The sequence below is a fragment of the Caulobacter vibrioides genome (genome assembly GCF_002858865.1).
GTDB classification, from domain to species: domain Bacteria; phylum Pseudomonadota; class Alphaproteobacteria; order Caulobacterales; family Caulobacteraceae; genus Caulobacter; species Caulobacter vibrioides.
This window is the reverse complement of the sequence record NZ_PJRR01000014.1, coordinates 19,110-41,426: the sequence shown is the minus strand read 5'-3', so window position 1 is coordinate 41,426 and position 22,317 is coordinate 19,110. Positions and strand designations below refer to the sequence as shown.

Here is a 22,317-nt window from a genome sequence, read left to right as displayed (position 1 = left end):
ATAGGCAGGCCAGGCGACGCTGGCGCGACGCTTTGATAATGGTGCGATGACGCTGACGTAATGGTTGTGTGACGGTCGGCCGCCTAACTCAACGTCGAGCGACGCGGGCGAGGGTCGAGACCAGGGTCGACATCTCGATCGGCTTCTCGATGAAGCCGTCCATGCCCGCCGTCGCGGCGGCGGCGCGTTCGTCGTCCATGACGCCGGCGGTCAGGCAGACGATGGGCAGCTTGCGCCAGCGCGGGTCGGCGCGCAGGCGACGGGTGGTCTCCAGCCCGCCCATCACCGGCATGTTGAAGTCCAGCAGCACGGCGTCGACCTCGCGCTCGGCCAGCAGGTCGAGGGCGCGCTGGCCATTGTCGGCCTCGACGATCTCGCAGCCCAGCGGGGCCAGCATCATGGCGATGACCTTGCGGTTCACCGCATAGTCGTCGACGACCAGCAGGCGCAGGGGGTGTTCGCCGCTCAGCGGTCCGCCGGTCTCGGCGGCGCCGGCGCTCGGCAGCCTGCAGCCGAAGGTCAGGGTGAAGGTCGAGCCCTTGCCCTCGGTGCTGCGCACGCTGACCGAGCCGCCCATCATCTGCGCCAGGCGCCGGGTGATGTTGAGGCCAAGGCCCGTCCCGCCCGTGCGGCGGGCGATGGTCGGATCGGCCTGCTCGAACGGCGTGAAGATCCTGGCCAGGACGGCGGGGCCCATGCCCACGCCGGTGTCGGAGACGATGATCTTGGCCAGCATCCGGTCAGGCTGGTCGCCGGCCTCGCAGGTCACCCGCACCCGGATCTGGCCGGCGGGGGTGAACTTCACGGCGTTGGAAACCAGATTCCCCAGGCACTGGCGCACCCGCAGCGGATCGAACAGCAGGGCGCGCGGCGTGGCCGGGTCGATCTCCAGCGTGATCTCCGTGCCCTTCTCGCGCGCCTGGGCCTGGTTGATCCGCACCACCCGTTCGGCCAGGCGCGAGAGGTCCTCCTGGGTGGGGGCGATATCGAGCTTGCCCGCCTCGATCTTGGCCATGTCGAGCACGTCGTTGAGCAGGGCCAAGAGGGTGCGGCCCGACTCTTCCAGCAGTTCGACCTGTTCGCGCTCGCCCGGCTCCAGCGGCTCCAGCTTCAGGGCCTGCGACAGGCCCAGCATGCCGTTCAGCGGCGTGCGCAGCTCGTGGCTCATCAGGGCCAGGAACTCGGACTTGGCCTGGCTGGCGGCCTCGGCCTGGCTCTTGGCCAACTCCAGGGCGCGGCCCTGCTGGCCGTTGGTCTGGGCGGCCTTGGCCGTATAGATGATCAGGATGATCGCCGCCGCGCACAGCGCCAGACGCTCGCTGGGCGGAAAGTCGTTCAGCACCCCGCACAACACCAGCAGCAACGTCGCGCTGCCGCCGCCGACGATCAGCAACAGGGTCTTGGACCGGGCCGTGAAGGCTTGCGCATGCACCAGAAAGGCGCAGACCACGCACAGGGCCGCCATCCGCAGGGCAGGGTGGTCCTGGCGCCACAGCATGATCGCCAGCGACCACCAGACGATGTTCATCCAGGCGACGGCGGCCACATAGGCCAGGCGCTGGGCGTGGCTGATCTTGCGGTCGGCGCGCTGGGGACTGCTGCAGATGAACACCGCCGCCTCGGCGCTGGCCACGGCCAGGCCCCAGAGCAGGCCGCCCTGCAGATCGACCGCCAGGGCGTAGATCAGCGCGGTCGCCGCGCAGATCGCCAGACGCACGCCCAGGGTCGGCAGGCTGCGCGCCGTCACCGAGGTGACGTCCTGGTCCAGCCATTCGGCGAATCTGGGCAAGGCGGCCGATGTCCTGGGAAACGAGACTAGGGATCGAGTCCTAGCTGCGCCTTTGCAGGTTGCAAAGGGACGCAAGATCGTAGGCGAGGCAAAAGCGGCGGACGAGTGTCTTCTTCCCTTGCGGGAGAAGGGGGAGGGCTTCGACTACGCCGCCTTGGCGCGCCGGTGGATCTTCAAGAGCTCTTCGGGCTTGAAGGTTTCGAGGCAGAAGGTGTGGCCATCGTCATCGACGAACTCGACCTCGAAAGCCTCGTGCGCGCCATGGACGTAGACGACCGCGCCGATCAGGCCCTTCTCCAGGCCCAGCGCCGGCTTGTCGATCAGCAGCGCCACCGTGTCGAGTTCTTCAATCATCCTGGGTCTCGCGCGATGAAGACCGAAGTCAAACGAACGGCCGATCCGTCAGCGGGGACGATCCAGCCGCTGGTGATCATCGCAGACAACGCGCCGAACTGAAACATGAAGTCGATCTGCCAGCGCTGGCCCCAGGCGTCCGACTTGATCAAGGTGGCGTCCTGCGAAGCGGCGGCGATGCGCAACGCGGCTTCGAGGGCAGGCGCATCGGCCTGGGTCAGGCCCAGGCGGGAGGCGAAGAGGCGGGCCTTGTGCTTGCCCACCGGGTGGGTCGGCGAGAGCGCATAATCGACAAGCTTTCGCGGATCGATCTGGACGCTCTCGCCGCCCGGGAGTTTCAAACGCTTACTTACCGGCCGCCGCCAGGGCGTCCATCAGTTCCGGCACGGCCGACTTGTAGTCCGCCACCAGGCCGAAATCGGCGACCTGGAAGATCGGCGCGTCGGCGTCCTTGTTGATCGCGACGATCACCTTGGAGTCCTTCATGCCGGCCAGGTGCTGGATGGCGCCCGAGATGCCGATGGCGACATAGAGTTGCGGCGCCACGACCTTGCCCGTCTGACCGACTTGGTAGTCGTTGGGGGCGTAGCCGGCGTCGACGGCCGCGCGGCTGGCGCCGACGGCGGCGCCCAGCTTGTCGGCCAGGGGCTCGATGACGCGCTGGAACTCTTCGGCCGAACCCATGGCGCGACCGCCCGAGACGACGATCTTGGCCGCCGCCAGTTCCGGACGGTCGGACTTGACCATCTCTTCGCTGACGAAGCGGGTCTTGGCCGCGTCGGCGCCGCCGACGGTCTCCACCGAGGCCGAGCCGCCTTCAGCGGCGGCGGCGAAGGCGGTCGGACGCACGGTGATCACCTTCTTGGAGTCGCTCGACTGAACGGTCTCCAGGGCGTTGCCGGCGTAGATCGGACGCGTGAAGGTGTCGGCGGCGACGACTTCGACGATTTCCGAGATCGGAGCCACGTCCAGCTTGGCCGCGACGCGGGGGGCGAAGTTCTTGCCGCCCGAGGTGGCCGGAACCAGGATCGCGTCGTAATTGCCGGCCAGGGCCAGCACGGCGTCGGCCTGAGCCTCGGCCACGCCGTGACCAAGCGCGTCGGACTCAGCCAGCAGAACCTTGCGGACGCCGGCGATCTTGGCGGCGGCGTCGGCGACGGCCTTGGCGCCCTTGCCCAGCACCAGCACGTCCACGTCGCCCGAGATCTTCAGGGCGGCGGTGACGGTCTTGTGGGTGGCGTCGCGCAGCAGCGCGTTGTCGTTATCAGCGACGACGAGAACAGCCATTACAGCACCCCCGCGGTGTTGAGCTTGGACACGAGGTCAGAAGCCGTCTCGACCTTGATGCCGGCCGAGCGCTTGGCGGGCTCGGTGACCTTCAGGACCTTCAGGCGCGGCGCGATGTCGACGCCGTAGTCGGCGACCGTCTTGCTGACGATCTCCTTCTTCTTGGCCTTCATGATGTTGGGCAGAGACGCATAGCGCGGCTCGTTCAGGCGCAGGTCGGCGGTGATCACGGCCGGCAGGTCGACATCGACCGTCTGCAGGCCGCCGTCGACTTCGCGGGTGACCTTGGCGCTGGTGGCCGAGACCTCGATCGCCGAGGCGTAGGTGGCCTGCGGCCAGCCCAGCAGGGCCGACAGCATCTGGCCCACGGCGTTGTTGTCGCCGTCGATGGCCTGCTTGCCCATCAGGACGAGGTTCGGATTTTCTTCGGCCACCACGGCGGCCAGCAGCTTGGCCACGGCCAGCGGCTCGGGATCGGCGTCGGTGGTGATCAGCACCCCGCGGTCGCCGCCCATGGCCAGCGCCGTGCGGATGGTTTCCTGGGCCTGCGCCGGACCGATGCTGACGATGACGACCTCGGTCGCCACACCCTTTTCCTTGAGACGCACGGCTTCTTCGACCGCGATCTCACAGAAGGGGTTCATGGACATCTTGACGTTCGCCAGGTCGACGCCCGTCTGGTCCGCCTTTACGCGGGCCTTCACGTTATAATCGATCACCCGTTTAACCGGGACTAGGACCTTCATCGGTTTCCACCGCCTCCAGGCTTGCGTTTCTCCTGCTTGGGCACCGACTTAGCGCTTCGACGCCGCAATGCAAGTTTCCCTTCGCGTAAGCGTAAGGCTGAAAACGCTCCGGGCTTCAAACGGTTGTACGATTTTCGCGGTCGCGTGTCGCCGTAAGGCCTCCCCACGGCAATTCCCTAAGGGGCCGAAAAGCGTTATGGGGCCGGCATGAACAAGACTATCAACCGTCTGAAATACATCTTCATCGGCATATTCCTGCTGAGCAGCGCCAGCGTGCTGGTCTACCACGCCACGTGGGTGTGGCCGAAGGACCGCTGCGAGAAGAGCGGCGGCGCCTGGGCGGGCAAGTGGATGAAGTGCGCCACGGTCTATCCGATCGAGACCTGGACCCGCCGTCCGCGCGGCACCCCGCCGCTGAACGGCCAGAGCGCCGACGGCCCCACCGCCGACGCCCCGGCCAAGGCCGCGCCGGCTGAGGCTGACGAAGCGGCTCCGGCGGCCGCACCGCCGACGGCGGCGGCTCCCGCGGCGTCCGAGAAGAAATAAACCCAACCGTCGTCATCCCGCGCTTCATGCGCGGGACCCATGGTTCAGCGTCTACGTGAGAGCGTAGGCCCGCACTTCACCTGCGGCGGAGAGATGGGTCCCGTGCATAAAGCACGGGATGACGGGGTGAGGTCTTGGGTGGGCGCCCGCTCAGCGCCCTAGCGCGTCGCGCCCGGCTTCCACAGCACGTCGGCCTGGCCCTTGTCGTTGGCCCAGCGGGCGGCGACGAACAGAAGGTCCGACAGGCGGTTCAGATACTTGATCGCCGGCGTCCCGACGATTTCCCCATCCATCTCCGACAGGGCCACGACCCCGCGCTCGGCGCGGCGGCAGACCGTGCGGGCCACGTGCAGGGCGGCGGCGGCGGGCGAGCCGCCGGGCAGGACGAACGAGGTCAGGGCCGACATCTCGCCGTTCAGCTGGTCGATCTCGCGCTCCAGCCGTTCGACCTGGCTTTCAACGACGCGCAGGGGCTCCCACTCGGGCTTGCCGTGCTGCTCGGGCGTGGCCAGATCCGCGCCCAGGTCAAAGAGGTCGTTCTGGATCCGCTCCAGAATCGCGTCCAGCACCGGGTCGGCGGCCGTGTGCTGGCGGGCCTGGCCGATCGCGGCGTTGGTCTCGTCGACCCCGCCATAGGAATCGACCCGCAGCGAGGCCTTGCTGACAGGCGCGCCGGTGGCCAGGCGTGTCGTGCCGCCATCGCCGGTGCGCGTATAGATGCGGTTGAGCGTGACCATCGGTCGCGGACTCTCGTTCTGCGAATAAGGCTAAGGATTATGCGCCCTTCCGCCACCAGAAGGCGGCGGCGACCAGGACGATGACGGCGATGAACTGCAAAAGCACGCGCAGCCGCATCAGCTTGTTCGACCAGGACCGGCCGAAATCGCCCCCGCGAAACAGGGCGTAGAGGCCGGCCGCCAGGGCGATCAGAACCGCCAGAAGCGCGGCCGGGACGAGAAAGTCGAACAGCTGTGACATGCGCCAAGAATAGGGCGTGGCGGCGCCCCGCGCCATAGACACCGTCGCCATAAGGGGGCGGGCGCTTTGATCCGCCCTGATCGACCATCAGCGACCGCTGTCCGCTGAGTGAATTCGTCGAACTCGTTCGGTGAGGGCTTTTGTCGCAGTGACGCGCTTGCGGCCTTCAGATAACGATTGCGTAAGTCCAGCGTTCAGTGATTGCGGTTCTTTTATGGGTTGCGTTAGCGTTCCCATGCCGTTAGAGCCGCCGCTTTCCATTTCTCAGTGCGCGTTCGTTGAACATGATCATCCTCCCCCACCACGATCTGTTCGGCGCTTTTCTCACCCAAACGGGGGACAGGAGACCACCGCATGAGCGCTCGCCTAGCGACCGCCGCCGCGCTCTCCGCGTCCGATCGCGAAGAAGCCATGGCTGAAGTTCGTCAACTGATTACCGACCTGCGCGACGCCGCGCAGGATGGCCGCCAGTTGGCCCGCCGCTACGCCGACGTCCTTCAGAACGTCGTCGATGAATACTGTGTTGAGTTCGAAAAGCGCGCCGAAGCCGCGCTCGCCCGTCTGGAGGCCGCCGCATGAGCTTTGTGTCCGTCAATATCGAACAGGGCGCTGAGACCCCGGTGAAGCTGACCCGCCGCGCGCTGGCCAAGCAGCGCACGCGCGAACGCGTGCTGGCCGCCGCCCGCCGCCTGTTCAGCGAGCGCGGCTATGAGGGCGCCACCATCCGCGACATCGCCCAGGCCGCCGGCATGTCGACGGGCGCCGTCTTCGCCAGCTTCGCTGACAAGTCGGAGCTGTTCGAGGAAATCCTGACCGCCGACTACGAAGTCATCTACGCCCAGATGACCCAGGCCGCCCGCACCGCCAAGACGGTGGACGAGGCGCTGCTGGGCCTGTTCGGCGTGGCCTACAGCTTCCATGTCGAGCAACTGCCGCTGCTGCGCGCCAGCATCTCGGTGTCGTGGACCCGTTCGGAAGCCGCCGAGCGTCGCGCCCGCAACGACCTGAAGCACATCTTCAAGCTGATCGGCGTGGCCCTGCAGCGGGCCGTCGACGAAGGCCAGCTGAAGAAAGATATCGACGCCAAGCTCTTGGCTGAAATCGTTTGGGACGTGTATGTCGCCAACTACCGCCGCGCCGTCTACGACGGATGGTCGGTTGAGGCTCTGCTGGCGCGGCTTTCGGATCAACTGAAAGTCATCTTCGCGGGCGCACGCGCTTAAGACCGGAGGGGGCGCTCCGTTCGGGGGAGCGGAGCGCCTTCGACCTTATCAATTGACGCTGGCGTGTTCGGGAGGGGGCGGGCTTGGGCGTAAGAGACGAGCAGAAGGCGGCGACGCGCGAGAAGGTTCTCGTAGCCGCCCGGGACCTGTTCAACGATGTCGGCTACGAGGAGACCACCATCCGCGCCATCGCGGAGCGGGCGGGCGTTTCGGTCGGCAGCGTGTTCACCACCTTCGCCTCCAAGGCGGAGGTGCTCAGTCATGTCATGACGCACCGCCTGGACGAGCTCTACGCCGAGTTCGACCGGGTGATCCCGGTCCTGCGCGGCAGCACCACGGATCGTCTGTGCTCGATCTTCGCGATCCACTACGCGTTCGAGACCCGGCGGGTGAAGCTGTTCCTGGCCCACATCGCCGCCTCCTATAATCCCAGCAACGAAGCGGGCGTCACGCCCTATGGCCGCAATCCGCGCCTCAGCCAGATGCTGGTCGACGTGCTGGCGGAAGGCGTGCGCAAGGGCGAGGTGCGGGCCGATCTGGACCTCAACCTGCTGGTCGACACCCTGAAGGCCGCCTACGCCTGGAACTACCGCATGGCCGCCGCCGCGGGCGGCGACCTGCCGGCCGCCGAAATGTCGGCCGCCATGGACCGCCAGATCGCCGTCATCGCCGAGGGCTGGAAGCCGCGGTAGGGGGGCGGGACGCCCCCTCCGTCTCGCTGCGTATCCGCAGCGATCCACCTCCCCCGCAAGCGGGGCAGGAGGGCGGCGGCTTCCTCCTCACCCGTGAAACGGGGGAGGTGGCGCGGCGCCGATAGGCGACGTGACGGAGGGGGCGCTCTTCGGTGCGCCCAGGGTCGTGAACAGCCTCCAACATCCCTCCAGAAACCCGACCTTCCCGGCGAACGCCGGGATCCAGATCGAACCCACGGGCGCTTGAAGCGGCGCCGTCGCGCGATGTCGCATCATCCCCAGCCGCCCCGGATGAATCTGGGCCTCGGCGTTCGCCGGGGAGGTCGGGCTTCTACCGCCCTGCGTCCTTCGAGGCTCACCTACGGCTCGCACCTCAGGATGAGGAAAGCTTTTGCTGAACACCTCATCCTGAGGTGCGCGCTCCTGAGCGCGCCTCGAAGGACGCAGGGAGCCAAAAGTCCGGTTCGGGGCGGGACCAGTCTCCTGCATCCCTCCAGAAACCCGACCTCTCCAGCCTTCGCCGTCTCGCCGGGGCTCTTGCCCTACAATCGCCCGCGTCCGCCGCCCCTCAACCGATCCAGGCCCCGAACAGAGCCAGAATCCGACCCCGGCGCGGCCGTCGCGACGGCGGAGAGCGCCGCGTCCGGCGCCGATCCCCCCGGCGTGCGGGGCGCGGGCTTCCTCTGACCGCTCATCGCCGCGATCTTGCGGACATTGGCGGCCATCTCGCCGCATGCCTTGACCCGGTCGCGGGCCTTGCGCAGCACGGCGGGGTCGTCGCTGGCCTCGATCATGGCCCAGGCGGCGTCGATCGCCGCCATCAGCTTGGCCTGTATCCGGGCGCACCAGGTTTCGGAGGTCGTCTGGGTCATGGCGCCAGCATGGGGCCGAACGGGAGGGCGGGGATAAGAAACCTGTGTTTTCCTATAAGGTGTTGAATTTCCTGGCCTCGGTTCGGAAAAGAACGGGGATTGAGCGCCACAGCGCGCCGCCCCTGTGGATAACTTTCGCTCCTTCACCGCCCCAACGGCAGGATTGCCAGCGCCGCTCCCCGGTCGCACAGTCTCCTCAAAGCTTAGGGGAGAGCGTCATGGGTATCGGGGGTAAGGTCGCGCTGACGGCCGTGGGGCTGGTGCTGGCCGTATCGGCGGTGGTGGCGGTGCGCACCGCGACGTTCGAGGCCCCGGCCCAGGCCGATCCCGCCGCCGCCAGGCTGGCGCCGGCCCGGCCGGTGGACGTGGCCAAGGCCGCCGAGCATCTGGCGGAGGCCATCCGCTTCCAGACCATCAGCCACCAGAACCGCGCCGACGACCAGCCGGCCGAGTGGGACAAGCTGCACGCCTGGCTGCAGACCACCTATCCGCAGGCCCACAAGGCCATGACCCGCGAGGTCGTGGCCGGCCATGGCCTCGTCTACACCTGGACCGGCTCGAACCCCGCCCTGGCGCCGATCGTGCTGATGGCCCACCAGGACGTGGTGCCGGTCACGCCTGGCAGCGAGGGCCAGTGGACCCACCCGCCCTTCGCCGGCGTCGTCGCGGACGGCAAGGTCTGGGGCCGCGGGGCGATCGACGACAAGGGCTCGCTGGTCACCATCTTCGAGGCGCTGGAAAGCGTGGCGGCCGGCGGCTTCAAGCCGGTGCGCACCGTGATCATCGTCAGCGGTCATGACGAGGAGGTGCGCGGCGAGGGCGCCCAGGCCGCCGCCGCGCTCCTGAAGTCGCGCAACATCAAGGCCCAGTTCGTCCTGGACGAGGGCATGGCGGTGGTCGCCGACCATCCCGTCACAAATGAGCCGGCCGCCATTATCGGCGTGGCCGAGAAGGGCTATGCGACCCTGAAGGTCACCGCCCCGGCCGTGGGCGGCCACTCCTCGGCCCCGCCCAAGGACGGCGGCGGCGTCGTCACCCTGTCCAAGGCCGTGCAGGCCATCCACGACAATCCCTTCCCGATGAAGTTCCAGGGGCCGGGGGCGGACATGCTCAAGGCGATCTCGCCCCACGCCTCGCCGGTGGTGAAGGTCTTTGCGGCCAACACCTGGCTGTTCTCGTCGCTGCTGGTGAAGGTCACGGCCAAGAGCCCGGCGGGCGCGGCCATGCTGCACACCACCATCGCGCCGACCATGCTCAAGGGCTCGCCGAAGGAAAACGTCCTGCCGCAGGACGCCACCGCCTGGATCAACTACCGCATCGCGCCCGGCGACAGCTCCGACAAGGTGATGGCCAAGGCCAAGGAAGCGGTCGGCGACCTGCCCGTCGAACTGGCCTTCGAAGGCCATCGCAACGAGCCCTCGGCGGTGTCGTCCACGACGTCGGACGCCTGGAAGACCCTGGCTGGCCTCGCCGCCGACGAGAGCCAGGCCCCGGTCGTGCCGGGCCTGGTCACCGCCGGCACCGACAGCCGCTACATGGGCGGGGTCTCAAGCGACGTCTATCGCTTCCAGCCGCTCGTTTTGACCGTCGACGGCACCAAGGTGATCCACGGCACCGACGAGCATATCAGCCTCGATAACGTCGAGCGCATGGTCCGCTTCTACCAGCGCCTGGTCGAGACGGCGGGGTCGCGGTAGGGGCGGGCTTTAGCGCCCCCTCCGTCACGCGGCTTTCGCCGCGCGCCACCTCCCCCGCAAGCGGGGCAGGAGGGTTGTGGCATCCTCCTCACCCGTAACACGGGGGAGGTGTCGCGGCGCCGATAGGCGACGTGACGGAGGGGGCGCTGCTAAGCTAAGAACGCTGTTGTTCCCACCTCCCAGCGTCGTGAAACCGCAATCAACTTGATGCACAGCCAGACCATGCCCGACGATGCGTCAAAGCCGATCAAACCCGCCGCCGCCGACAAGTTCGGCGAGGGCTTTGTCTGGGACGCCTGGTACGTGGCGGCCCTGTCGCCCGATCTGAAACCGGGGACCAAATCCAAGCGCGAATATCTGGGCGAGCCGGTGCTCTTGGGCCGCACGCGGGCCGGTCAGGTCTATGCGATCCGCGACATCTGTCCCCACCGCGCCGCAGCCCTGTCGGCCGGCCGCCTGCACCGCGAGGCTGACGGGACCGACAGCGTCGAGTGCCCCTATCACGGCTGGCGGTTCGGACCGGACGGCGCCTGCACGGCGATCCCGTCCCTGACCGCCGACAGCGACTTCGACATCGCCAAGGTGCGGGTGCGCCGCTATCCGACGGTCGAGGCGCAGGGCCTGGTGTGGATCTGGATGTCGTCGGACCCGCGCTTTGACGGCCAGCCGCCCGAGCCGCCGCCGGTGATCCCGGGCGTGGTGGGCGGCAAGCCGAAGCTCGTCGACCACCTGGACTACGACATCCATATCGACCACGCGGTGCTGGGCCTGATCGACCCGGCCCACGGGCCTTACGTGCATCAGCAGTGGTGGTGGCGCACCAAAACGAGCCAGCACGAGAAGAACAAACGCTTCGCCCCCAGCGAGGCCGGTTTCACCATGGTGCGGCACGAGCCGTCCAAGAACTCCAAGGCCTACGCCATCCTGGGCGGCGAGCCCCTGACCGAGATCACCTTCCGCCTGCCGGGCCTGCGCTGGGAGCATGTGACGGTGGGCAAGAAGCAGGTGCTGGCCCTGTCGGCCATGACCCCGATCAATGCCCACAAGACCCGGATGAACCAGATCATGTGGTCGGATCACTGGGCGTTCACGGCGCTCTATCCGATCATCCGCATCGCCGCCCGCGCCTTCCTGCGCCAGGACGGCAGGATCGTCGAGAACCAGACGCCGGGCCTCAAGTGCAATCCGCCCCTGATGTGGGTGGGCGACGCCGACCAGCAGGCCCGCTGGTACCACCAGTGCAAGCGCGAATGGAACGCCAGCCGCCGCGAGGGCCGGCCGTTCGTCAACCCGGTGCGGGACCAGACGCTGCGCTGGCGGACTTAAGGCGGGGCCCTACAGCGCCGCCTTCGCCGCCGCCAGGCGCCTGACCGCCTCGTCCAGGGTCGCGTCGGCCTTGGCGAAGCACAGGCGGACCACGGTGGTCACCGGATCCTCCGCGAAGAAGGCCGAGACCGGAATGGCCGCGACGCCGTGCTCGGTCACGCAGCGCTCGCAGAAGGTCACGTCGTCCAGCGCGATCCCCGAGGCGGCCAGATCGACATTGAGGAAGTAGGTGCCCTGGCTCTCCAGCACGACATAGCCGGCGTCGCGAAGACCGGCGGTCAGGCGATCGCGTGAGCGCTGCAGGTTCGCCGGCATGTCGTCGAACCAGGCGCGGTGGTTGTCGAGACCCCAGGCCACGCCCGCCTGCAGGTTGGGCGGGGTGGTGAAGGTCAGGAACTGGTGGGCGGCCGCCAGGGCGCGGGCCAGGGGCGGGGCGGCGCACAGGAAGCCGACCTTCCAGCCGGTCATGCCGAACAGCTTGCCGGCCGAGCCGATCTTCACCGTCCGCTGGCGCATGCCGGGGAAGCTCATCAGCGGCCGGTGGCGCCGACCGTCGAACACCACGGCCTCCCAGACCTCGTCGCAGACGGCGACGACGTCGTGGCGCACGCAGACCTCAGCCAGCAGCGCCAGGTCCTCGTCCGGGGCCACCACGCCCGCCGGGTTCAGCGGGCTGTTCAGCACCACCATCCGTGTGCGGTCGCTGAACGCCGCCTCCAGCATCGCGCGGTCGAACCGCCAGTGCGGCGGCGACAGCTTGACCAGCCGGGGCACGCCGCCCGCCCGGCGGACCAGCGGCAGGTAGGCGTCATACAGCGGCTGGAACAGCACCACCTCGTCGCCGGGCGAGATCAGCGACGTGAACGCCGCCGCCAGGGCCTCGGTGGCGCCGGAGGTGACGACGATCTCGCTCTCGGGGTCCAGGGCCAGGTCCTGGGTCCGTGCATAGTGGCCGGCCACGGCGGCGCGCAGCTCAGGCAGGCCCCGCATCGGCGGATACTGGTTCGAACCCTCGATCAGCGCCCGCGCGGCGGCTTCGCGCACGGGCAGGGGCCCCTGATCGTCGGGAAAGCCCTGACCCAGATTGATCGCGCCATACTGACGGGCCAGGCCGCTCATGCGCTCGAAGATCGTGGTGGGCAGGTTGTCGAAGACGGGATGAACCATGGCCGAGGCGTAGCATTCCGCCCGGCGGATCGACCATGAAAAAGGGCGCGGCCGAAGCCGCGCCCTTCGCCAGTCTTTCAGAAGGCCTGTCTTTAGAAGCGGTACTTCAGGCCCATGCCCACCGACCACAGGCTGGCGGCCTGGTCGACCGTCGGGGTGGCCAGGGTGGCCGGCGAGGCCGTGGTGTAGCTGTAGCGATAGGCCGCGCAGGTCGGGTCCGCCGAACCGGCGGCCGTGCCGTCGGCGCGGGCGCACTGGGCGTTGACCACCACGCCGCCCGAACGGCTGTTGGTGTACTCCTTCACCACACCCCACTTCTTGTCGAGCAGGTTGCCCAGGTTCTGGACGTCCACCGTGAACAGCAGGCTGTGGCCGCGGATCGGCGAGGGGATTTCCTGGGCGTACTGGAAGTCGATGCGATCCACGCTCGGGTTCTTGCCGAAGCCACGCGGCACGATCTTGCCCATCGGCAGGCCGAACTGGTTGACCAGGGCCTTGAGGCGGTCGACCGAGAGCTGGCTGTCGAAGAACACCGTCGTGCCCGACGCGCTGACGAACTTCAGCGGGTTGGCCGCATCCGGGCTGTTCAGGTTCGGGATATAGGCCAGGGCGTCGTCGCGCGACACGCCGAAGGTCGGGTTGCGACCGCCGGCCGGATCGGTCATCAGGAAGCTGATCGGACGACCGTCGCGACGCTCGCCGAACAGGGTGAAGCGCGACACCCAGCCCGGACGCGGCTCGAACTTGTAGCTGAGGTTCACCTTCAGCGAGTTGCGCAGCAGGTTGTTGGACTTGCCCTCGGCGGCGCCGTTCGGATCCAGGTCAAAGCCCTGGTCGGCATAGTAGTTGCCGCCCGTGGAGTTGCCGCCGGCGGTGGTGCCGAACTCCGAGATGCCGCCGTACTGGCGACCGTCCTGCCAGGTGTAGGCGGCCCAGGTGTCGACGCCGAAGATGTTGCGGCGGGCCGACAGGGCGACCGTCCGGGTCCAGTTCTTGGTCGAGGGGTTATAGGCCTGGATGTCGCCGAACAGGCCCAGGTTGGCCAGGTCGGCGTTGGCGACGACCGGCAGGCCCAGGGCCGTGCGGCTGGCGTTGATCGCCGCGGCGTTGGCGCCCGGGATCACCAGACCATCGTAACGGGCGCGACCGTCGGGCGTCAGCTGCTGGACGCCGTTGACCGTCAGGCGACGGGCGCGGGCGTCGCGGAAGGCCACATTGACCTCCGACCAGCTGGCCACCGCGTCGATGCCCCAGTCGATGCCGAACTGGGTGGTCTTGAACGAGAGGTTGGTCTTCCAGTCGGCCGCCATCTTGAAGCCGGGGGCCAGCGAGTTGGTGTAGGCGTTGCGACGGCTGGCGCTGTCGGCGGTCAGCAGGGTCTGGGCGACGGCCGCCGGATTGGTGATGAACGAGGGCGAGGCCTTGTTGATCGTCAAGAGGGCGTTGCCGGTCGCCGCGTCGATGGCCTGGTTGGTGGCGGTGTCGACGAAGGTGTCGTCGGCCGTCGAGAGCGTGCCGTTGGTGGCGCGGCGGATCGCGAAGCTGTTGGTCAGGGCGCCGGTGGTGCCGCCATAGCTGTTGCCCAGGAACACGTCCGGCAGACCGCCCGACACCAGGCCAAAGCCGCCCGAGAGCTCGAACCAGTCGCTGTTGTACTTGGCCGAGACGCGCGGCATCACCACGTCGATGCCGTCATAGGTGGTCTGGTTGGAATAGCCGTAGCGGTTGACGAAGTTGGTGTTCAGCGTCGGCTTCTTGTCGGCGGCGTAGTGATCCCAGCGGACCCCGAAGTTCACGGTCAGGGCGTCGGTGACGTCCCAGGTGTCCTGGGCCAGCAGCGAGTGGACCTTGTAGTCCAGCACCGCGGCGGCGTCGGTCGCCGTGCCGGTCAACGAGTTGCCGTACGACAGTTGGTTGGCCTGCCCCGCCTGGAACTCGGCGACGCTGTCGAAGTAGTAGACCCCGCGCGCGGCCTGCAGGAACAGGTTGTAGATCTCCATCCCGCGATACTGGTAGCCGAGCTTGATCTGGTGGTTGTCGAAGCCGGTGTAGTTGGCGACGAACGAGCCCGAGGTGTCCTTGGTCTTCAGGACGTTGGCCTGACGGAACTGGTCGGGGCCGAAGTTGATCGACGGCACGCCCGACGAGCACGAGAAGGCCGCGCCGGCGCCGAAGGCCGGGTCGGTGCAGATCGAGACGTTGGCGAAGCCCTGGCCCACGGGGGGTAGCTGGCCGCGCTGATAGCCGCGGAACGCCACGCGCGCTTCGGTCGCCAGGTCCGGGCTCCAGCGCGAGTTCAGCTGCAGGGCGTAGTTGTCCTCGTTCTCAGGCTGGACGTACCAGTTGGTGTCCAGGCTGATGGAGTTGGCCGACGGGCTGCGCTTCCAGACCGAGCTGAACGCGTGGCGATAGGTGGCCGAGAGGCGGTGCTTGTCGGTGATGTTGTAGTCGATCTTGATCGACGACTTCTCGTCGAGGATCGGCTCGACCAGGGCCACCGAGCCCGGCTTCAGCAGCGACGAGGCCGCATAGCCGTTCCAGTTGGCCAGCACCGCGTCGATGTCGGCCTGGCTGGCGCCGGTTCCGGTCGAGACGCCCGGAATGCGGTTGAAGGTGTTGGCGAAGCCCGCGCCGATCGGGCCGACGCCCGTGGTGTCGGAGCTGGAGAACTTCTCGTAGGAGGCCGCGAAGAACAGGCGGTCCTTGATGATCGGACCCGACAGGAAGACGCCGTAGTTGGTCTCGGCGATCTGGTTCTTGACCTTCCGGAAGCCGCTCAGCGGCGCCTGGAGCACGTCGTTGTTGGTGAAGCCGACGATCGGCAGCTGGTTGCCGACTAGGCGGGTGGTGCGCTCGTTGGAGAACAGCGAGCCGTGGAAGTCGTTGCCGCCCGAGCGCATGATCAGGTTCAGCGCGCCGCCGGTGAAGTCGCCGTCCTCGACGTCGAAGGGCACGGCCTGGATCGCGACCTGCTCGAGGGCCTCGAACGAGACCGGGCCGCGGTTGGTCGACAGGCCGCCGGTGTTCAGGCCGTAGCTGTCGGCCGAGCGCACGCCGTCGATGGTGATGCGGTTGGCGCGCGGCGCCGAGCCGGCGATGTAGAGACCGCCCGACGGACCGGTGCCGCGGGCCACGAAGTCCAGATTGGCCAGCGGGTCGCGGCGGCCGATGTCACGGATGTCGCGCTTGACCGACACGACGGCGTCGATCTCGTCGCGGCCCAGGGTCGTGCGCGAGCCGACATTGGCCAGTTGGCTGGTCGTCGCCTTCTTCGCGGCGGTGATGACCACTTCCGACAGTTCGGTGGCGGGCACCAGGGCCAGGCGGACGCGCTGGGCGTCGCCGACGTTCAGGAAGAGATCGCCGAGGGTCTGCGAGGCGAAGCCCTGACCCGTGGCGGTGATCTTGTAGGGGCCGCCGACGCGCAGGCCGCGCGCGTCGAAGGCGCCCGCCTCGTTGGTGACGACCACCTGGTCGGTGCCGCTGGGCACGTGGGTGACGGTGACGGTGGCGCCGGCGATCGGCGCGCCCTTGTCATCGACGGTGACGCCGCGCACCGCGGCCGTGGTTTGCTGGGCGTGAACCGCCGGCGCTGCGAATGCAAAGGCCAGCGCGCCGAACGCCGCTCCGGCGGCGAGCTTGCGAGCGAAAGACATGGAAACCCCCTCAGGTCGGCCGTCCCTGAGAGTCGGGACGCCTGCCTCGCCCCTACTGCGCCAAGTATGCAGTTTGTTACTCTATTGATGACAGTTTCAAAGCAGACTTGGCTTTAGCGGGTCTGGCTGACCGCCGCGTGCACGCCGTCGTCGTCGACGCCGGTCTCGCCCCGCATCCGGCGCGCCGTGGCGGCCATCAGGAAGCTGGGGATGTCGCCGACCGGCATCGGGCGGCCGAACAGGAAGCCCTGGAACTGGTCACAGCGCATCTCGGCCAGTAGCCTGGCCTGGGCCTGGGTCTCGACGCCCTCGGCGGTGACCTCCAGGTTCAGGGTCTGGCCCAACAGGGCGATGGTGCGCAGGCCTAGCCGACTTCAGGCCTTCTGACCCCTCATCCGTCAGCTTCGCTGACACCTTCTCCCGCAAGGGGAGAAGGAAACCTAGATTCGCAACTCGCCCTAGTCGGACCACACGGGTTCATTGACGAGCCAGGATTGCTTTCGCTGCGACACAGATCGACACGCATTCGCTTCAAAGCTTAAGGTCCTGATTGGAACGATCCTTCTTGCAATCTGCTTGAGTGCTTATGCCTGACTTTCCTGCAGCGCCCTGCTTCGTCCACACGCCGGGCACGCATGAATTCTGGCTTAAAGAGGCGCCTCTCGATCAGGAATTGACCAATCCTTTTGCGCTTTCAAATGGCTGGTCTGAGAACAACATAGTGTTCGACGCTGAGGGAGCTGCGTGGCGAATGATCGTCCCGGGCGCTTCGCGTTACAGGAAGTGGTATTGGCGATTACTTTCGCACCTCTATAGCCCGACCTTCCCGATCGAAATTTCCTGGAAACCTCTCAGACCTTATCGGCTGTCAGAGCTTCTGGCCGTGTTTAAGGAGCAAGTGACCATCGATGATGATCTTTTGACTCAGTTCTATGAGGTCGAGGAAATTTATCACCTACTTGATGGGTGCCGGAATTTTGATGATGTTCTTTCAGTCTGGCACAAGGTAGAGCGCGGACCGGACTAGGCGAGAAAGCCATCCTCGCTCCTTTGACGGCGACTACCCCGCCACAACCTCGGCGTCCTGGCCGTCCGCGTCGTCGACGCCGGTCTCGCCCCGCATCCGGCGCGCCGTGGCGGCCATCAGGAAGCTGGGGATGTCGCCGACCGGCATCGGGCGGCCGAACAGGAAGCCCTGGAACTGGTCGCAGCGCATCTCGGCCAGCAGCCTGGCCTGGGCCTGGGTCTCGACGCCCTCGGCGGTGACCTCAAGGTTCAGGGTCTGGCCCAACAAGGCGATGGTGCGCAGGATGTCTGCGATGGCCACATTGTCCTGCATCTCGGCCACGAACGAGCGGTCGATCTTGATCTTGTCGAACGGGAACCGCCACAGATAGGCGAGGCTGGAATAGCCGGTGCCGAAGTCGTCCATGGCGATCTTGACGCCGAGCGCCTTCAGGGCGGCCAGCTGCTCCAGGGTCTTGGCGCTGTCGTGCAGCAGCAGGCCCTCGGTGATCTCCAGCTCCAGTCGGGCGGGCGCCAGGCCCGAGGCCTTCAGGGCCGCGCGGACCTGCTCGACCAGATCGCCCGAGGCGAACTGGTTGGGCGACAGATTGACCGCGACCGTGAGGTGCGAGGGCCAGGTGGCGGCCGTGCGGCAGGCCTCGTTCAGCACCCACTCGCCGATGCGGCCGATCAGGCCCCACTGCTCGGCGCACTCGATGAAGTCGGAGGGCGGCACCAGGCCCCGCGTCGGATGCTGCCAGCGCAGCAGGGCCTCAAAGCCCGTGGTTTCGTTGTCGCGCCGGCCGATCAGCGGCTGGAAGAACAGCTTCAGCTCGTCGCGGGCCAGGGCCTCGCGCAGGTCCATCTCGAGCGCGCGCCGCTCCTGGGCCCAGACGTCCATGGCGGTCTCGAAGAAGCGATAGGCGCCCCGGCCGTCGCCCTTGGCGCGGTAGAGGGCCAGATCGGCGTTCTTCAGCAGGCCGTCGGGGTCGTCGGCGTCGAAGGGGGCGACCGCGAGGCCGACGCTGGCGCCGATCAGCACGTTGTGGCCGAGGATGTCGTAGGGGGCCGAGAGCGTCTCGACGATCGACTGCGACAGGGCCGACAGCGCCTCGTGGCCGGGGGAGGGGGCGCAGACCACGGCGAACTCGTCGCCGCCCAGCCGCGCGACCATACCGGTCTCGCCGACGCAGGACCGCAGGCGGCTGGCTACCTGCATCAGCAGGGCGTCGCCTACGGGGTGTCCCAGGCTGTCATTGACGCCCTTGAAGTGGTCGAGGTCGAGGCACAGGACGGCGCAGCCCGAGGTCTTGTCGCGGCCGTGATCCATCCAGGCCTTGCCCAGATTCTGCAGCAGCGACAGGCGGTTGGGCAGCTGGGTCAGCACGTCGTAGTGCGCCAGGTGCGAGATCCGCTCCTGGTCCTCGCGCGCCTGGGTGATGTCGGCGCCCACGCCGCGGAAGCCGACGAACAGGCCGTCCAGATCGTGCACCGGCTTGGCCGACAGCGCCCACCAGTGGGTGGCGGGCCGGCCCGCGTCATCCGCAACGGCGATGGAGACGACGACGTCGCGGAAGGTCTTTTGCTCGGCGAACAGGGCCGACAGCGCCGCGACGGGGCCGCCGGGCGCTTCGGCCGCGCCGCAGAGGTCCGACATCGGCTGGCCCAGCAAGGCGTCCTTGTCGACGCCGGCGGCGGCGGCCATGCGGTCGGAGACGTAGGTCAGGCGACCCGCCGCGTCGACCTCCCACAGCCAGTCGCTGGCCCCTTCCTCGAAGTCCGACAGCAGCAGGCTGACCACCTGCTTCTGCTTTTCCAGCTCGTCGGCGGCCACCAGGCGCTCGGCGAAGATCCGGGCGTGCGACAGGCATGAGACGATGACGACCGCGTAGCAGAACACCAGCAGGCCGCCCAAGGCGTACAGGATCGGATCGCCGCTGGTGCCCAGCATGTAGAGCGAGCCCAGGACCATCGGGGTCGAATAGGCCAGGGCGGCGGCCGGCAGGGTCAGCATGGCGAAGCCGCCGCAGCCGATCATGCCGGCGATCACCGAGGCGACCATCATCGGCATGGCGCTGGTGTCGCCCAGGCGGAAGGTCAGCACAGGAAGCACGCCCCATAGCAGCCCCAGCAGGGCGGCCTGCAGCACGACCCGACGCACGCCGCGCGCCGACACGGCCGCCTTGCCGGTCTTGCGGCGCTGGGCTGACACCCAGCCGCGCAGGCCGAGCAACGCGTAGCTGATGACCAGGGCGGCCCAGATCCCGATCCCGACGCGGTGCGGATGGCTCATGCCCGCCAGAGACACCAGGAAGGCGATGGCGATGTTGGCGCTCATCATCACCGGCGTCATGCGCAGGATGCTCTGCACCTGCTCCATGCGCACGCGGCCCGCCAGGGACTCGGGGGCGTCGGCCAGCACCTGGGACGGAAGGACCGCGACAAAGCGGTCAAGCAACGAGCTGGCGATAACGCGCACGCGCGATCCTATGGTCTTCCGGAGCGGAGATCCCCCGGAAACCATCGTTCTCTTGGGTAAACCCGAGGTTAAGCATGTCCCTGGCGGTCAAGATGACGCGGCCATGAAAAAGGCCGCCGTTCTGTTGAACGGCGGCCCTTCAGATCGGGGGGTTAAGCCCTAGTCTTCCTTCGTGCGCTTCTTGCGGAACGAGGGGTTCAGGACCTGCTTGCGCAGGCGGATGTTCTTCGGGGTCACCTCGACCAGCTCATCGTCTTCGATATAGGCGATGGCCTGTTCCAGGGTCATGCGGCGCGGCGGGGTCAGGCGGATCGACTCGTCCTTGCCCGAGGCGCGGACGTTGGTCAGCTGCTTGGCCTTCATCGGGTTGACGTCCAGGTCGTCCGAGCGGCTGTTCTCGCCGATGATCATGCCCTGGTAGGTCTTCTCGCCGGCGCCGACGAACATCACGCCGCGCTCTTCCAGGTTCCACAGGGCGTAGGCCGCCGTTTCACCGTCCGAGTTCGACACCAGCACGCCCTTGCGCTGCTGGTCGATCGGGCCCTTGTGCGGCTCGTAGTGGCTGAACACGCGGTTCAGCACGCCCGAACCGCGCGTGTCGGTCAGGAACTCGCCCTGATAGCCGATCAGCGAGCGCGACGGCGACAGCAGGGTGATGCGGGTCTTGCCCGCGCCCGACGGACCCATGTCCTTCAGCTCGGCCTTACGGGCCGACAGCTTTTCGATGACGATGCCGGTGAACTCGTCGTCCACGTCGATCATCACGTCTTCCATCGGCTCCAGGCGCTCGCCGTTCTCGCCGGTCTGATAGACCACGCGCGGACGGCTGATCGACACTTCGAAGCCTTCGCGGCGCATGTTCTCGATCAGCACGCCCAGCTGCAGTTCGCCGCGGCCGGCCACTTCGTAGGCGTCGCGTTCCGAGGTCTCGGTGACGCGGATAGCCACGTTGCTCTCGGCTTCCTTCAAGAGGCGATCGCGGATGACGCGCGACTGCACCTTGTCGCCTTCGCGGCCGGCCAGCGGGCTGTCATTGACCGAGACGGTCATCGAGATGGTCGGCGGGTCGATCGGCTGGGCCGGCAGGGCTTCGTTGACGTCCAGGGCGCAGAGCGTGTCGGCCACGGTGGCCTTGCTCAGGCCGGCGATGGCGACGATGTCGCCGGCTTCGGCGCCGTCATCGATCGGCTGACGCTTCAGGCCGCGGAAGGCCAGCACCTTGGTGATGCGGCCGCGCTCGATTTCCTTGCCGTCGCGGTCCAGGGCCTTGATGGCCATGCCGGGGACGGCCTTGCCGCTTTCGATGCGGCCGGTCAGCAGGCGGCCCAGGAACGGGTCGCTTTCGATCAGCACCGACAGGATCTGGAACGGCTCGTCCTTCTTGGCGATCTGCTTGGGCTCGGGCACGTGGCGCACGATCAGGTCGAACAGCGGGGCCAGGTTGTCGCTGGGCTGGTTCAGGTCCAGCGTGGCCCAGCCGGCGCGGCCCGAGGCGTAGATGTGCGGGAAGTCCAGCTGCTCGTCCGTGGCGCCGATGGCGGCGAACAGGTCGAAGGCGGCGTTGTGGACGCGGTCCGGATCGGCGTGGGCGCGGTCGACCTTGTTGATGCAGAGGATCGGGCGCAGGCCCATCTTCAGCGCCTTGGTCAGCACGAACTTGGTCTGCGGCATGACGCCTTCCTCGGCGTCGACCAGCAGGACGCAGCCGTCCACCATGCCCAGGATCCGCTCGACCTCACCGCCGAAGTCGGCGTGGCCGGGGGTGTCGATGATGTTGATGCGGGTTTCGCCCGCTTCACCGTTCCAGAGCACCGAGGTGCACTTGGCCAGAATCGTGATGCCGCGCTCGCGCTCCTGGTCGTTGGAGTCCATCGCCCGTTCGGTCGTGGCTTCGTTGGCGCGGAACACGCCGGACTGAGCCAGCAGCTGGTCGACGAGGGTGGTCTTGCCATGATCGACGTGCGCGATGATGGCGATATTTCGCATGGACATGGGGGCGGACGGACTTTCGGGAGGAATAGGAGATGACGCTGCGGGCGTCAGGCGCGCGGCTTTTACGCGAATGCGTTCAATTTATCCACCCCCGACCGTCAGGAACACTTGTCGCACGACACCGGTGTCAACGCGAAAGTCTTGTCTGGCTTGGGTTTGCGCCTCGATCTCATACGAGACGGTTTCAAACGCAACAAATTGTGCAGTGCAATATGCCTATAATTTGGGCGCTTTGAGAGAGCGTTGTTCTCCTTCCCCTTTAGGTAAAGGGTTTTTGCGAGGGTGAGCTTCAAAAAAATGACGTCGAACGTTTGTTTTCCGCTTGCCTAATTTTGCGCCGCACTCTAAAAACAATCCTGTGAGGCGGCGCTGCCGCTTCTGCCCTTCCTGGGCGTTTCCTCCCTAATGAACTGGCCCGGCGGTTTCGCCGGGCTTTTTTTTGGATTCGGCCCCGGGGCCCAGTCCCCATAGCGGGGCGGCGCGCTCCACGCCGGCCTGGAGTCCGTTT

19 protein-coding genes and 2 pseudogenes are annotated in these 22,317 nt (G+C 67.3%); 8 read left to right on the top strand and 13 right to left on the bottom strand.

The window, feature by feature from the left end; all coding sequences use genetic code 11:
* Positions 1-88: 88 nt before the first annotated feature.
* The 5 genes from CVUC_RS09930 to CVUC_RS09910 form a co-directional block, all read right to left on the bottom strand.
* Positions 89-1,789: an ATP-binding protein gene (locus tag CVUC_RS09930; protein ID WP_096032557.1), complete on the bottom strand. Its 1,701-nt coding sequence runs from the start codon at positions 1,787-1,789 to the stop codon at positions 89-91.
* A gap of 144 nt (positions 1,790-1,933) precedes the next feature.
* The gene (locus CVUC_RS09925) at positions 1,934-2,143 is read right to left on the bottom strand and encodes a DUF4926 domain-containing protein (RefSeq protein WP_010918610.1); all 210 of its coding nucleotides are present in this window, start codon (positions 2,141-2,143) and stop codon (positions 1,934-1,936) included.
* Positions 2,140-2,484: a DUF6883 domain-containing protein gene (locus tag CVUC_RS09920; RefSeq protein ID WP_010918611.1), complete on the bottom strand. Its 345-nt coding sequence runs from the start codon at positions 2,482-2,484 to the stop codon at positions 2,140-2,142. Before CVUC_RS09920 ends, CVUC_RS09925 begins: the two co-directional genes overlap by 4 nt.
* 4 nt (positions 2,485-2,488) lie before the next feature.
* The gene (locus tag CVUC_RS09915) at positions 2,489-3,430 is read right to left on the bottom strand and encodes an electron transfer flavoprotein subunit alpha/FixB family protein (RefSeq protein ID WP_096032558.1); all 942 of its coding nucleotides are present in this window, start codon (positions 3,428-3,430) and stop codon (positions 2,489-2,491) included.
* Positions 3,430-4,176, bottom strand: a complete 747-nt coding sequence (locus CVUC_RS09910; RefSeq protein ID WP_010918613.1) for an electron transfer flavoprotein subunit beta/FixA family protein — start codon at positions 4,174-4,176, stop codon at positions 3,430-3,432. Before CVUC_RS09910 ends, CVUC_RS09915 begins: the two co-directional genes overlap by 1 nt.
* 207 nt (positions 4,177-4,383) lie before the next feature.
* On the opposite strand from CVUC_RS09910, the gene CVUC_RS09905 reads away from it, so the two are divergent.
* Complete coding sequence (locus tag CVUC_RS09905) at positions 4,384-4,722, top strand: hypothetical protein (protein ID WP_012640047.1); 339 nt, start codon at positions 4,384-4,386, stop codon at positions 4,720-4,722.
* 158 nt (positions 4,723-4,880) lie between these two features.
* On the opposite strand, the gene CVUC_RS09900 is transcribed toward CVUC_RS09905, so the two are convergent.
* Together CVUC_RS09900 and CVUC_RS09895 are read right to left on the bottom strand one after the other, a co-directional pair.
* Positions 4,881-5,459, bottom strand: a complete 579-nt coding sequence (locus CVUC_RS09900) for a cob(I)yrinic acid a,c-diamide adenosyltransferase (protein ID WP_010918615.1) — start codon at positions 5,457-5,459, stop codon at positions 4,881-4,883.
* Positions 5,460-5,496: 37 nt separating this feature from the next.
* Entirely contained in the window at positions 5,497-5,700 is a 204-nt protein-coding gene (locus CVUC_RS09895; protein WP_024265605.1) for a twin transmembrane helix small protein, read from the bottom strand.
* A 284-nt stretch (positions 5,701-5,984) separates the two neighbouring features.
* Between CVUC_RS09895 and CVUC_RS09890 the strand changes: the two genes are divergently transcribed.
* The 4 genes from CVUC_RS09890 to CVUC_RS09875 all read left to right on the top strand — a co-directional run bounded on the left by CVUC_RS09890 (position 5,985) and on the right by CVUC_RS09875 (position 7,615).
* Complete coding sequence (locus tag CVUC_RS09890) at positions 5,985-6,119, top strand: hypothetical protein (RefSeq protein WP_024265606.1); 135 nt, start codon at positions 5,985-5,987, stop codon at positions 6,117-6,119.
* The gene (locus CVUC_RS09885) at positions 6,055-6,279 is read left to right on the top strand and encodes a hypothetical protein (protein WP_010918617.1); all 225 of its coding nucleotides are present in this window, start codon (positions 6,055-6,057) and stop codon (positions 6,277-6,279) included. Before CVUC_RS09890 ends, CVUC_RS09885 begins: the two co-directional genes overlap by 65 nt.
* Entirely contained in the window at positions 6,276-6,923 is a 648-nt protein-coding gene (locus CVUC_RS09880; protein ID WP_096032559.1) for a TetR/AcrR family transcriptional regulator, read from the top strand. Before CVUC_RS09885 ends, CVUC_RS09880 begins: the two co-directional genes overlap by 4 nt.
* An 83-nt stretch (positions 6,924-7,006) precedes the next feature.
* Complete coding sequence (locus CVUC_RS09875; RefSeq protein WP_010918619.1) at positions 7,007-7,615, top strand: TetR/AcrR family transcriptional regulator; 609 nt, start codon at positions 7,007-7,009, stop codon at positions 7,613-7,615.
* 656 nt (positions 7,616-8,271) lie between these two features.
* Here the strand turns inward: CVUC_RS09875 and CVUC_RS09865 are convergent.
* Positions 8,272-8,487: pseudogene (locus CVUC_RS09865) on the bottom strand (hypothetical protein); the annotation flags it as partial.
* A 218-nt stretch (positions 8,488-8,705) separates the two neighbouring features.
* Here CVUC_RS09865 and CVUC_RS09860 point away from each other — a divergent pair.
* Positions 8,706-10,184 (top strand): M20 family peptidase, encoded by a 1,479-nt coding sequence (locus CVUC_RS09860; protein ID WP_024265607.1) that lies wholly within the window; start codon positions 8,706-8,708, stop codon positions 10,182-10,184.
* 222 nt (positions 10,185-10,406) lie between these two features.
* Positions 10,407-11,510, top strand: a complete 1,104-nt coding sequence (locus CVUC_RS09850) for an aromatic ring-hydroxylating oxygenase subunit alpha (protein WP_096034731.1) — start codon at positions 10,407-10,409, stop codon at positions 11,508-11,510.
* 9 nt (positions 11,511-11,519) lie between these two features.
* On the opposite strand, the gene CVUC_RS09845 is transcribed toward CVUC_RS09850, so the two are convergent.
* From CVUC_RS09845 to CVUC_RS09835, 3 genes and pseudogenes are all read right to left on the bottom strand, one after another.
* On the bottom strand, positions 11,520-12,677 hold the full coding sequence (locus tag CVUC_RS09845; protein ID WP_096032562.1) for an aminotransferase: 1,158 nt from the start codon (positions 12,675-12,677) through the stop codon (positions 11,520-11,522).
* A gap of 92 nt (positions 12,678-12,769) precedes the next feature.
* Positions 12,770-16,333 (bottom strand): TonB-dependent receptor, encoded by a 3,564-nt coding sequence (locus CVUC_RS09840; RefSeq protein WP_096032563.1) that lies wholly within the window; start codon positions 16,331-16,333, stop codon positions 12,770-12,772.
* Positions 16,334-16,446: 113 nt separating this feature from the next.
* Positions 16,447-16,695 (bottom strand): annotated as a pseudogene (locus CVUC_RS09835) (EAL domain-containing protein); the annotation flags it as partial.
* Positions 16,696-16,919: 224 nt separating this feature from the next.
* On the opposite strand from CVUC_RS09835, the gene CVUC_RS19715 reads away from it, so the two are divergent.
* Positions 16,920-17,360 carry a hypothetical protein gene (locus tag CVUC_RS19715; protein WP_125469916.1) on the top strand — a complete coding sequence of 147 codons (441 nt, stop codon included), beginning with the start codon at positions 16,920-16,922 and terminating at the stop codon, positions 17,358-17,360.
* Between the two features lie 33 nt (positions 17,361-17,393).
* On the opposite strand, the gene CVUC_RS09830 is transcribed toward CVUC_RS19715, so the two are convergent.
* Positions 17,394-19,817, bottom strand: a complete 2,424-nt coding sequence (locus CVUC_RS09830; RefSeq protein ID WP_096032566.1) for a putative bifunctional diguanylate cyclase/phosphodiesterase — start codon at positions 19,815-19,817, stop codon at positions 17,394-17,396.
* Between the two features lie 159 nt (positions 19,818-19,976).
* Positions 19,977-21,809, bottom strand: a complete 1,833-nt coding sequence (gene typA, locus CVUC_RS09825) for a translational GTPase TypA (protein ID WP_010918627.1) — start codon at positions 21,807-21,809, stop codon at positions 19,977-19,979.
* Positions 21,810-22,317 lie beyond the last annotated feature (508 nt).